The 12,802-nt window shown below is 67.7% G+C and carries 6 protein-coding genes; 5 read left to right on the top strand and 1 reads right to left on the bottom strand.

Annotated elements, in window-relative coordinates:
- From ACI6GS_RS05715 to ACI6GS_RS05735, 5 genes are all read left to right on the top strand, one after another.
- Window positions 1-1,971, top strand: coding sequence for an FHA domain-containing protein (locus ACI6GS_RS05715; protein WP_439816822.1), 1,971 nt, complete (start codon window positions 1-3; stop codon window positions 1,969-1,971).
- A gap of 125 nt (window positions 1,972-2,096) precedes the next feature.
- Window positions 2,097-4,163: a heme-binding protein gene (locus ACI6GS_RS05720; RefSeq protein ID WP_439816823.1), complete on the top strand. Its 2,067-nt coding sequence runs from the start codon at window positions 2,097-2,099 to the stop codon at window positions 4,161-4,163.
- Window positions 4,160-6,208 carry a hypothetical protein gene (locus tag ACI6GS_RS05725; protein WP_439816824.1) on the top strand — a complete coding sequence of 683 codons (2,049 nt, stop codon included), beginning with the start codon at window positions 4,160-4,162 and terminating at the stop codon, window positions 6,206-6,208. The genes ACI6GS_RS05720 and ACI6GS_RS05725 overlap by 4 nt, the downstream gene beginning before the upstream one ends.
- The gene (locus tag ACI6GS_RS05730; RefSeq protein WP_439816825.1) at window positions 6,208-10,209 is read left to right on the top strand and encodes a hypothetical protein; all 4,002 of its coding nucleotides are present in this window, start codon (window positions 6,208-6,210) and stop codon (window positions 10,207-10,209) included. Before ACI6GS_RS05725 ends, ACI6GS_RS05730 begins: the two co-directional genes overlap by 1 nt.
- A gap of 100 nt (window positions 10,210-10,309) precedes the next feature.
- Complete coding sequence (locus ACI6GS_RS05735) at window positions 10,310-11,164, top strand: enoyl-CoA hydratase/isomerase family protein (RefSeq protein ID WP_439816826.1); 855 nt, start codon at window positions 10,310-10,312, stop codon at window positions 11,162-11,164.
- 27 nt (window positions 11,165-11,191) lie between these two features.
- Here ACI6GS_RS05735 and ACI6GS_RS05740 read toward each other — a convergent pair whose 3' ends face one another.
- The gene (locus ACI6GS_RS05740) at window positions 11,192-12,778 is read right to left on the bottom strand and encodes an EAL domain-containing protein (protein WP_439816827.1); all 1,587 of its coding nucleotides are present in this window, start codon (window positions 12,776-12,778) and stop codon (window positions 11,192-11,194) included.
- Window positions 12,779-12,802: the final 24 nt, after the last annotated feature.

Consider the following 12,802-nt stretch of genomic DNA (forward strand, 5'->3'; position numbering starts at 1 on the left):
GTGGACGTTCTTGTCAGTTTCCTGACCCAGCGCGCCCGCGGGGGCGTATCGCGCAAGGACCAGCCGGTCTCGGCGGAGCGCCTGCGCTTCGGCCGTGGCACGGAGTGCGAGGTCTACCTGCCCGACCCTAGGGTGCGGCAGGTCCATGCCGAGATCGCGCTCCGCACCGCAGGGCCCTTCATCGAGGCCGCCGGCGACGGCGACATGCGGGTCAACGACCAGCCGGTCCGCTCGGCCGCGCTGAAGATTGGCGACCGCATCGCCCTTGGCCCCTATGAACTGGTGGTGGTCGAGCCGACCGGGACCTATGGCTTTGCCGTCACGATCGAGCTGAAGCGGGCGCTGGGCGACCAGCTGACCGACCTGTCGGACCGCAGCACGATCGCGCTGCAGGACACCCGCCTGTCCAAGCGTGGCCTGTCCTGGGCGCTGTTCCTGATCGTGGCCCTGTTCGGCCTGGCCTGGCCGCTGGCCAGCCACTTCATCTCGACCGCCGGTCTGCAGGATGGCGTGCGGCCGCAGCCCAATAACGTCGCCAACGCGCCGCTCCTGGTGAAGGGCGATCACTTCTGGGATTCGGGTGAGATCTCGACCCCGCACAAGTTCTTTGCCCAGCAGTGCAATGCCTGCCACACGCAGGCCTTCACCATGGTGCGGGACGAGCAGTGCCTGGCCTGCCACGAGGGGATCACCGGGCATGCCGACCCGGTGCACTTCGCGCTGCCGGAACTGACCGAGACGCGCTGCGCCACCTGCCACAAGGAGCACAACGGCGCGGCGCCGGTCATCATCCGCACCGAACGCTTCTGCGCCGACTGCCATACCGACCTGAAGGAGGCGGCGAACCCGTCCTCCACCATGCTCGAGAACGTGGCCAGCTTTGCCAGCCACCCGGAATTCCGCGTCTCCCTGCCGGTGGACGAGGCAGGCAAGATCGAGCGGGTGGTCCTGACCGACCTGCCCAATCCGGCCTATAGCGGGGCCGCGCCCTTGCGCGACGAGCGCGGCTGCGTCGTCTCCGGCGCCATTGCCGAGGCCGGGGGCGTCGGGCCGCCACCCGTTGTGGCCGCCGCTGCTGCTGCGCCGGCCAAGCCGCAGGAAACCTCGAACCTGCGCTTCCCGCATCTGCTGCACCTGGAGGGCCGCTGCGGCCAGGGCCTGGGTGCGCGCCGGGTGGGCGATGGCTGGACACCGGGGCGCAAGATGGTCTGCGCCGATTGCCACAAGCCGGACGCCGGTGGCGTCGGCCTCCGGCCGGTCAAGTTCGAGACGGGCTGCACCGGTGCCGGCTGCCATTCCCTGCAGTTCGCGACCGACCAGTCGGCCGGCATTCTCAGCGCCACCTCGATCGACGAAAGCAACGACCAGACCAAGGCGGCGGAGGCCGATGGCCGGGCCCGCGTCCTGCCCCATGGCAACCCGCCGGAAGTGGTCGCGGTGCTCCAGGACTTCTGGACGTTCCAGGCCCTGAAGGGGGGCGTGCAGAACGCGGCGGCACCGGTCAGCGTGCGGCGCCTGCCGGGCACGCCGGTGGGGGGCGCCACCGACCGGGGCGAGGCGCTGTCCTGGGCGCGTGACCAGGCGCGGGATGCGGCGCGGGCGGTGCTCAGCGGGAACTGCCGGCAGTGCCATGTCGTCGACGGGCCCAAGCCGCTGACCGTGGCGGGCGAACAGACCGAGACCTGGACCGTGGCCGCCGTGCATCTCCAGGACAGCTTTTTGCCCAAGGGCGTCTTCGACCACGCCAAACATTCGACCATGACCTGTGTCGAATGCCATGCTGCAGACCGATCGATGTCAGCAACCGACACGCTGCTGCCGAACGTTGAAAGTTGCCGGACGTGTCACGGGGGAGAACAGGCAACGGCGGAGGTCCCCTCGACCTGCGTGTCCTGCCACTTCTTCCACCTGCCCGGGGTGCCGCCGATGAAGCCGGCGGGGACCGCCCGGAATAGTCAGGAGGCTTCGTAATGCATGCTCGCCCTGTCTCGTGGTTTCGCTTGTCGCTTGGTGCGAGCGTAGCTGTCCTTGGTCTTTCGCTCGGTCTTGGCTTCGCGCACGCCGCCGGCGACCGGGTAAATCCAGCACTTTCGATCGTGCGCGTGCCGACCCCGGCGCCTGCGGCGACCCCGGTACCGGTGACGACCCCGGCACCGGTGGCGCCTAAGCCGGCGGCCCCGGCCGCCGCGGCGCCGAAGCCGGCGCCGTCGACCGGGACCGTGACGACTGCGGCCACCACCTGCAGCGGCTGCCTTTCGGCCGACGATGTCAGCCGCGTCCTGCGCCGGGCGGCGGCCCAGGCGCGGGCCAACGGCGTGGTGGCGACGATCGCGGTGGTCGACCGCGTCGGCAATGTGCTCGGCGTGCTGCGCATGACCAACATGCCCAACAACGTCCAGATCGGCGACAACACGCGCAATTTCGGCCTGCACAACCTGGTGCTGCCGCGCGATCTCGCGGCGTTGGGCGTGCTCCCGGCCAACATGCGCTTCGACGCACTGGCCGCAATTTCCAAGGCCGTGACGGGGGCCTATCTGTCGTCGCGCGGCAACGGCTTCACGACGCGTACCGCCAGCCAGATCGTGCAGCAGCATTTCAACCCGCACGAGCCGTTCCAGCCGGGTGGGCCCCTGTACGGCGTGCAGTTCAGCTCGCTGCCCTGCTCCGACTTCAACACGCGCTTCGGGGGCGACGCCCTGCGCGGACCCAAGCGGTCGCCGCTTGGCCTCGCGGCGGATCCGGGCGGCTTCCCGCTCTACAAGAGCAACGTCCTGGTGGGCGGCATCGGCGTCATCACCAACCGCAGCAACAATCGCGCGACGACCCTGCCCCAGTACGGGCTGGATGCCAATTTCCTGGACATCGACACCGACCTGGACGAACTGGCGGCCCTGGCCGGCACGTTCGAGTTCCCGACGCCGGAGGACATCCGCGCCGCCCGGATCACGGTCGACGGGCGCACGCTGCGTTATTCCGACGTCACGGCCTCGTCCATTGCGCCGGCGGCCCTGGTGGCGCCCGCGGCGCTGCCGCCGATCTCGTCCTTCGGGCAGCTGCTGACGGTCAAGGGCTATAACGGCACCGTCAACAACTCGGCTGGCACGATCATCGCTGGCACGACGTTCGGCGCCGTGGCGTCGGGCTATGCCCGGTCCACCTCGGTGGCGCCGTTCGTGAACTTCGGGGGGCTTGACGCCTTCGTCCTAACCAATGCGGCGGGGCAGAACCGCTTTCCGCCGACGGCCAGCCCCACGGGCCTGATCACGGCGCCGCAGGTCCAGAACCTGCTGACCGAGGCCCTGCGCGTCGCCTTCCAGGCCCGCGCGCAGATCCGTCGCCCGCTCAATTCGTTCATGCAGGTGACGGTGTCGGTGGTCGACATTGATGGCCGCATCCTGGGTGTCGCGCGCACGCCCGATGCGCCCGTCTTCGGCACGGACGTGTCGCTGCAGAAGGCGCGGTCCGCCCTGTTCCTCAGCCGCCCGACCACGGCGGCGTCCCTGCTCGCCTCTGCCACGCCAGTCCTGGCCACGCTGAACCGCGGCCAGACGATGGCCCAGTATCTGGCCCGGGCGCGGTCCTTCATCGGGCCGAACATCTTCCAGAACGGCATTGCCTTCGGTGCCCGCTCGATCGGCAATATCGAAAGGCCGTTCTATCCGGACGGGACCGACGGCAATGCCTCGGGTCCGCTGTCGACGCCCAATTTCGCCACATGGAGCCCGTTCTCCACCGGCTTCCAGCTCGACATCTTCGCCAGCGACCTGGTCCAGCACCTGCAGTTCTCGGGCAATGTCGCGGGCGCCACCGATCCGGCCGTCTGCGGCAGCATCCTGCCGCCGCGTACCAGCCGGACCGGCGTGCCGGCGGTGCGCCCGCTGCAGAACGGGCTGCAGATCTTCGCCGGTGGCGTGCCGATCTTCCGCGGGGGGACCTTGATCGGTGCGATCGGGATTTCCGGCGACGGCATCGACCAGGACGACATGGTCGCCTTCCTGGGCACCCACAATGCCGGAGTACGGGTGCCGGGTTCGGTGAACAATGCGCCGAACGCGATCCGTGCCGACCGCCTGACCCCTCAGGGCGTCCGCCTGCGCTATGTCAGCTGCCCGCAGCGGCCGTTCCTTAACACCAATGTGCAGAACGTGTGCGAGGGCAAATGAAACCTCAGCTCGTAGCGCTCGTCGCCGCCGGCCTGGTCAGCGGGCCGGCATTGGCGGGTCCGGGGCAAGGGGCGCCGCAGGACGTCCCACCGGCGGCCACGGTCGGCCGGGAGGAGGTTGCACCCCTGGTCCGCGTCGTGCCGCAGGCTGCGGCACCTGTTGCCGCGCAGCCTGGGATCGCGCAGGGTCCGGTCGTGCTTGGCCCGGTCGTCGCCAATGCGCCGCGCCCTGTTGCCAAGCCCTGGGCGCCGTCCGAAGCGGGTGCGCAATCCGGCGACACACAGGGTGACGCCGTCGTGGTGGCGCAGGCCGACGCGGCCACGGCCGACGGGGCTGTCGAGCCGGTGTTCGAGCGCCGTATCCCCGGCGCCCAGGCAGAGCCGGGCATGCCGGATGAGCCCGTCTATATCGATCCCAATTCCGTGCCGCCACCCAGCCCCCGGCTGCCCGGCGAGTTCATCGCCGTGCCCGATCGCTGGCGCCTGATCGAGACGCTGGGCGTGGTCAAGGAGAACTACCTCGACCCCTACAACCAGAACACGCTGAAGGGCGACCGCCCGCTGTTCGACGACTGGTTCCTGGTCCTGGCCGGCATTTCGGACACGATCGCCGAACCGCGCGCCTTCCCGATCGAAGTCGGCATCCAGTCGACCGACCGACCCGACACGCTCGACCTGTTCGGTGAAACCAACCAGTTCCTGTTCGCCACCACCAACATCGTGTCGATCGGCTTCATCAAGGGCGACACCGCCTACAAGCCGCCAGACTACGAATTCCGCTTTGTCGGTGCCTACCAGTACAATTATTTCGAGACGGAAGAGGAGCGCGTCGTCCGCATCTATCCCGGTGCCGGCACCTCGCGCAGCGACAACCACTTGGCCGTGGTCGAGGCGTTCGTCGACTACCACATTCGCAACGTCTCGGACCGCTACGACTTCGACTCGATCCGCGTTGGCATCCAGCCGTTTTCCAGCGATTTCCGCGGCTTCCTGTTCCAGGACGCGCAGCTGGGCGTGCGCCTGTTCGGCACGCGGGCCAACAACCGCTTCCAGTACAATATCGGCGCGTTCAAGCTGGTCGAGAAGGACACCAATTCGGGCCTGAACGACGTCACCAAGCCGCTGCGCCACAACGAGTTCTATGTCGCGAACCTGTACTGGCAGGACTTTCCCGTCCTCGGCTTCACCAGCCAGGCGACCGTGCTGCACAACCGGTCGAACGAGGAGTCGCTCTACGTCAACAACAACGGCTTCGTGGAGCGGCCGGCCCGCATCGGCGACAGCCGCGGGCGAGAGTACAACGTCACCTACCTCGGCCTGAACGGCGATGGCCATTTCGGCCGGTTGAACCTGACCTATTCGCTGTACTACGCGTTCGGGAAGGACAACCACGACCAGCTGCGCAGCGTGGAGGTCGGCCCGGACCAGGACGGCGCCAACATCTCGGCCTGGTTCTTCGCGGCGGAGCCGTCCTATGACATGGACTGGATCCGCATTCGCGGCTCGTTCCTCTATTCGTCGGGTGACGACGATCCGCTGGACGGCCAGCACAATGGCTTCGACTCGATCTTCGAGAATCCGCAGTTCGCGGGCGCCGACACCAGCTACTGGATGCGTCAGACGCTGCCCCTGATCGGCGGTGGCGGTGCTCTGCTGACGACGCGCAACGGCATCATTCCCAGCCTGCGAACGTCGAAGGAAGAGGGCCAGTCCAACTTCGTGAACCCGGGCCTGTGGCTGATCGGGGCCGGGTTCGACGCGGACATCCTGCCCGAACTGCGCCTGTCGGCGAATGCCAACTACCTGCAGTTCGACCAGACCGAAGTGCTGGAACTGCTGCGCAACGAAGGCGACATCGACCGCGAGATCGGCTGGGACCTGTCGGCTGCGCTGATCTATCGCCCGCTGTTCACCCAGAACGTCGTGTTCAGGCTCTCCGGCGCCATCCTGGTGCCTGGCGACGGCCTCTACGACCTCTATAACTTCCGGCCGAACGGGGACAACCTGCTGTATTCTGTCCTCGCCAACGTGGTGTTGAACTACTGATGCGCGCCCTGCTGCTCAGCTTCGGCTTCGCCCTTTCGCTGCTCGCGCATACCGGCGGCGCCCTTGCCGCCGGTGGCGAGAGTGCCCGCAGCGTGACCTATGCGGAGACGCCACCGGCGCCCTATGGCCAGTCGATGGCCGAGGCCGAGCGCAAGAGCGCGGGTTGCGTATCCTGTCACACGGCGACCGATGCGCCGACCATGCACGTCAACCCGGTCGTCGTCCTGGGCTGCACCGATTGCCATGGCGGCGATGCGACGGTGGCGGGCCCAGCGCTGGCGAACCAGGTGCCCGGCGTGCCCGGGCATGGCGCCACCTCCGGCAGCAGCAGCGGGGCGACTGACGGCAGTGCGCATGCGCCGCGCCGCTATGGCCCCGAGTATCGCGACGCGATGGACCGCGCGCACGTGCTCGCGCGCTATCCCAACACCTGGCACGAGCCGTCGAGCGCCACTCCGCCGCGCACCTACACGCTGCTCAACCGCGAGGCGCCTGAGTACATCCGCTTCGTCAATCCGTCCGATTATCGTGTCGCGCGCGAGGCCTGCGGCGCCTGCCACATGCCGACGATCGTCGCCGCGGAGCGCAGCCTGATGGCGACGGGCGCAATGCTGTGGGGCGGCGCCTCGTACAACAACGGCATCCTGCCGTTCAAGAACTACATCCTGGGCGAGGCCTATACCCGCGAGGGCATTGGCGCCAACGTCGTCAATCCGGTCGAGCCGGACGAGAAGATGAAGCGGCGCGGCGTGCTCGCCGTGCTCTATGTCATGCCTGCATGGGAAGTGATTCCCGTGGGCGACATCTTCCGCGTGTTCGAGCGCGGCGGCCGCAACATCATCACCCAGTTCCCGGAAATCGGCATTCCGAGCAACACGGGTGCGATCCAGCGCCTGGAAGAGCCGGGCCGGCCCGACATCCGCCAGTCCAACCGCGCGTCGGGCACGGGCCTGCGCATCGCGGTGCCGGTCATCAACATCCACAAGACGCGCCTGAACGACCCGTTCACCTGGTTCATGGGCACTAACGACCAGCCAGGCGACTTCCGGTCATCGGGCTGCTCGGCCTGTCACGTGGTCTATGCCAACGACCGGCAGCCTGAGCATTCCGGTCCCTATGCCGAGTTCGGCCATTGGGGCGAGAGCCAGCAGGCGGATCCCACGATCCCCAGGGGCGAGCCTGGCCATCCGCTGAAACACGCCTTCACGTCGGCCATTCCGACCAGCCAGTGCATGATCTGCCACATGCACCAGCCCAACATCTTCCTCAATACCTACCTCGGCTACACGATGTGGGATTACGAGTCGGATGCGCCGAGCATGTGGCCGAAGGAGCAGCATTTCCCGTCCAACGCGGAAATGTTCCAGTCGCTCAACCGCAATCCCGAGGAAGCGGTGGTGCGCGGCCTGTGGCGGGACGTCAACTTCCTGTCCAAGGTCTATGAGCTGAACCCCACGCTGCAGACGACCCAGTTCGCCGATTATCACGGCCATGGCTGGAACTTCCGCGCGATCTTCAGCCGCGACCTGGAAGGCAACCTGCTCGACGGCGAGGGCAAGATCGTCTCCAACGACGATCCCGACAAGTTCGAGAAGGCCGTGCACCTGGCCGACATCCATGTCGACTATGGCATGCAGTGCATGGACTGCCATTTCGCGCAGGACAGCCACGGCAACGGCCATCTCTACGGCGAAGTGGCGAACGCGATCGAGATCGGCTGCAAGGACTGCCACGGCACGTCGCAGGCCTATCCGACGCTGCGCACCAGCGGTCCCGCGGCCAAGCCGGGCGGCAACAACCTGGCGGCGATGCGCGTCGCCGACGGCCGGGCGCGCTTCGAATGGCGCGGCAACGAGCTCTACCAGCGCTCCAGCGTGTTCCCGGGCCTGGAATGGCGCATGACGCTGGTGAAGGACACGGTCAATCCGTCCTCCGCCGACTACAATGCCAAGGCCGCCCGCGCCAAGCTGATGTCGAACGACGGCTCCATGCGCTGGGGCCCGGGTGTCGCGGCGGCCGACCTCGCCCACAAGGACGAGGAGATGCTGTGCTTCACCTGCCATCTGTCCTGGTCGACCAGCTGCGGCGGCTGCCACCTGCCCATCCAGGCGAACTGGAAGACGGAACGGCACCACTACGAAGGCGGCGAGACGCGCAACTTCGCGACCTATAACCCGCAGGTGGCGCGCGACGACGTGTTCCAGCTGGGCGTCCATGCCTCGGGCAAGAGCCTGGCGCACAATCCGACGCCGGAATGCGTGGCTGATCCGTTGAAGTGCGGCGTGGTCACGCCGATCCGCTCGACCTCGGCGCTTGTGCTCTCGTCGACCAACATCAACCGCGAGCGCATCTACATCCAGCAGGCCCCGATTGCCGCCAGCGGCTATTCCAGCCAGGCCTTCGCCCCGCACTTCCCGCACACCGTGCGCGTGCAGGAGACCAAGACCTGCACGAACTGCCACCTGTCGGACAAGGGCGACAACAACGCGCTGATGGCGCAGCTGATGACGCTGGGGACGAACTACTTCAACTTCGTCGGCTACAACGCCTGGTTCGGCGGCGATGGCGGCGTCATCGCGCAGGAAGTGACCGAGTGGGACGAGCCCCAGGCCGTCATCGGCAGCTACCTGCACCGCTATGCCTATCCGCAATGGTATGCGGAGCACCAGGCGCGGGGCCGCGAGCTGAAGTTCGACACCTCGGCCCGCGGGCAGTTCACCCACACAGCCGGGCGCGCCAATTGCGTCCAGCTGCGTGGCGAGTACCTGTACGTGGCAGAGGGGTCGTCCGGCTTCCGCGTCTATGACGTGCAGGCAATCGCCAACAAGGGCTTCTCCGAGCGGATCATCACGGCGCCGTTCTCGCCGCTGGGCCATGACAGCCATGTAGCCAGCGAGAACGCGACCTGTGTCGCGCTGTCGACGTCCCAGCCGATCAGCCCCTTGCGCAACGATGCCAACCGCGCGGCGCATCCGGACAATCTCGAGCAGAAGATGCACGAGCTGTACCGCTATGCCGTCGTGGTCGACAGCGTCGAGGGCCTGATCCTGGTCGACATCGACACGATGGCGAACGGCGAGGCACGCGACAATTTCCTGAGCCGCGCCGTCACGTGGAACGAGAACGGCGTGCTGAACGGCGCGTCCCATGTCTCGATCGCGGGCGTCTACGTCTATGTCGCGACACCCAAGGGGCTGGTGGTCCTGAACCTGGACAACCCGCTGCAGCCTCGCTACGTGACGACGATCGACCTGCCGGGCGTCACCTCGTCCAACGTGCAGTTCCGCTACCTGTTCGCGACCACACCGCGCGGACTGGAAGTCGTCGACGTGACCCGGCAGGAACAGCCGCGGATTGTCCCGGGTGCGGTGGTGCCGTTGCGCCAGGCCAACCGGGTCTATGTGGCACGGACCTATGCCTATGTCGCGGCGGGTGCCGATGGCCTGGCGATCATCGACGTGAAGCGGCCGGAAATGCCGCGTCTCGACCAGATGTTCAACGCCGACGGCCGGTTGAACGACGCGCGTGATGTCACCATCGGTGCCACCAACGCCTCGCTCTTCGCCTATGTCGCCGATGGTGTGAACGGCATGAAGGTGGTGCAGCTGATCGCCCCCGACACCCAGCCGAACTTCTATGGCTTCGCGCCGCGGCCGGTGCCGGAACTGATCGCCTGGGCCCCGACGCCCTATCCGACGCTTGCCGTGTCGGAGGGCCTGGAGCGCGATCGTGGCGTGGACGAAAGCGGCCATCAGGTGGCGGTCTATGGTCGCCTTGGGTCGCGGCCCTTCACCCGGGCCGAGATGGAGCGCTTCTTCCTGCGGCCCGACGGTTCGCCGATGCTGGTGACCGACGAGGTCCGGATGCAGGATTTCGTGCCCGGTACGGTCGCCGAGCCTGCGCCGGTCGTGACCGAGCCGGGGACGGAGCCGCTGGTGCCTGAAGGCGAGTCGGGTCAACCCCTGCGCCGCCGCACTGGGGAGCAGCGCGCCGCCCGCTGAGGACAGCCTGTCACGCGGCCCTGGCTGGACAGACCAGCCAGGGCCGTTTTTATGTCCAAGGCCGGACAGGCAAGGAAGCCGGCCCTGAAGGGGAGGGGCCATGGCCCAGGAAGAGCGCGTGCTGCTGGTCGATCGCCCGGCGCCCTGGGTCCAGCGCCTGACGCTGAACCGCCCGGACAAGCGCAATGCCCTGAACAATGCGCTGCGGGGCGCGATCCTGGACGCCTTGCAGGCGGGGGACCGCGATCCGGACATCCGCGTCTCCATCCTGCGTGGTGCCGGGCCCTGTTTCTCGTCCGGCTATGACCTCGGCTCGAACCTGTTCAAGGACCAGCCCTTCGTGACGGCGGGCGGCGACGGCCAGTGGGCGCGCCATGTCCTGGACGGCGCCTGCATGATCTGGGACCTGGCCAAGCCGGTGATCGGCCAGGTCCATGGCTATTGCCTTGCCGGAGGATCGGAACTGGCGGCCGCCTGCGACCTGGTTTATGTCGCCGACGACGTGCAGATGGGTTATCCGCCGGTGCGCCTGATGAGCCCGCCGGACAACCAGTTCCACCCCTGGTTCCTGCACATGCGCCATGCCATGGAGATGATGCTGACCGGCGATGCCTATGGCGCGGACGACCTGGTCCGCATGGGCTTTGCCAACCGGGCCTTCGCGCGGGCCGAACTCGACGACGCGGTGCTGGCCATTGCCGAGCGCATCGCCAAGATCCCCAGCGACCTGCAACAGTTGAACAAGCGCAGCGTCCACCGGGCCATGGAGGTGATGGGCATGCGGGCGGCCCTGCGCGCCGGTACCGAGATCCAGGCCCTGGCCTTCCACCAGCCGTCGAGCCGGGCCTACCGCGCCCAGTTCGCGGAAAAGGGGGTCTCCGCGAGCCTGAGCGAGCGGGACCGGGCGTTCGGCGACTACCGCACCCGGGCGAAGCCGCAGGGCGACGCGACCTGACGCAATGCGGGGTCTGGCATCGCCGGATCAGGCCGCATTGGCGTTCGCCGCCTGCTGTGCCGCGAACTGCTCGCGGAAGTCGGCCGCCTCAAGCGGCTTGGAGAACAGCCAGCCTTGGGCGAAGTGCACGCCGCGCTGGCGCAGCGCGTCCCGCTGCTCTGGTCGTTCAACCCCTTCCGCGACCATCTGCAGGTCGCGCGACCGGGCCAGACCGATGATGTGGTCGACGATCTCGGTCCGGGGCGCGCCGCGAAAGGCGTTCGCCACAAAGGCGCGATCGATCTTCAGGAAGTCGAGCGTCAGGCTGTCGAGATAGGCGAGGTTGGAATAGCCCACGCCGAAATCGTCGCTGCCGACCATGAAGCCATGCAGCCGCAGGTCGGCGATGGTGGCGGCGCAGGCATTCACGTCGACCAGTTCGCGCTCCGTGATCTCCAGGTGGATGGCATTGACCGGCAGGCGCTCGCGCCGTGCCAGTCCCGTCAGCAGCGGCAGGAGTTCGGGCCGGACGAGGTCGATCGAACTGATGTTCAGGCTGATGAACGCGCCGGCCTGGCCGCGGAGAAAGGGCGCCATGTCCTCGATCGCCGTCGCGATCACATGGCCGGTCAGGCGCCCGATCAGGCCATGGCGCTCCGCAATGGGAACGAATATGTCGGGCGGCACCAGTTCGCCATTGCCGCGTCGCCAGCGGGCCAGCGCCTCCGCCCCCGCCCAGCGCCCCGTCGCCAAATCGACCACGGGCTGATAGACGAGGAAGACCTCACCGCGCTGAAGGCCGCCACGCAGCAGGCTGGGCAGGGCAGTGCGGGACAGCCTGAACCGCTGGGCCAGCCACAGGGTGAGGATGCCAGCCAGCAGGCCCAGGGGAACCAGGACCCAGGCCAGGCGATAGGCCATCGCGACGACCGTGGCACGGGGGACCGCGGCATAGGCGAAATGGTCCCAGACGGGGGAGATGGCCCAGGCCACCAGAAAGTCGCCGTGCCACCCGGCGCCGCGCGGCTGCGACCGCGAAAGCGCAAGGTCCGACCAGTCGAGGCCTGCGGGCACGGAGGCAGCCATCGTCTGCCGGACGCTGAGGCTGGCCAGGCCAGAGAGCATGCTGTCGGACGCGACCAGCATGAAGATCAGGGCCGGGTGGACGAACGCGGCATAACCCTGGGTCGAACCGACGACCAGCAGCGGCGTGCCGGGTGCGATCGGCAATTCCCGGGCCAGGTAGATCCGCGTGGTGCCACCATTGATGAAGTCGGGCTGGCCCAGGTCGAACGCCTCGTCCGCATAGAAGGACGAGCATCGAAGCCTTGTGCCCTCGATGTAGCCAAAGCCCTGCAGCAGGCTGGAACTGACGTCGAACCGGCGCATGCGCGCGATCGACTCCCGGCCACAGGGTTGCCCGCCATCATGGGCTGCCAGTTCGGCCAATGCGCCGTTGATCTGGCGCGTCGTCTCTGCCGCCCGGTCCAGCACGATGCCGGCGACGATGGTCGTTGCCTGTCGCTGGTCGCGCAGGCTGATTTCCCATGCCAGTGCGGCACCCAGGACCATGAAGGTCAGCAGGACAAGGCCGGAGACAAGCCAGAGGGTCAGCCTGTGCGGCGAAAGTGGCATGCAGGGCCGACCTTCCGTGGGCGC

It is taken from the genome of Zavarzinia sp. CC-PAN008, from assembly GCF_051903925.1.
GTDB lineage: Bacteria > Pseudomonadota > Alphaproteobacteria > Zavarziniales > Zavarziniaceae.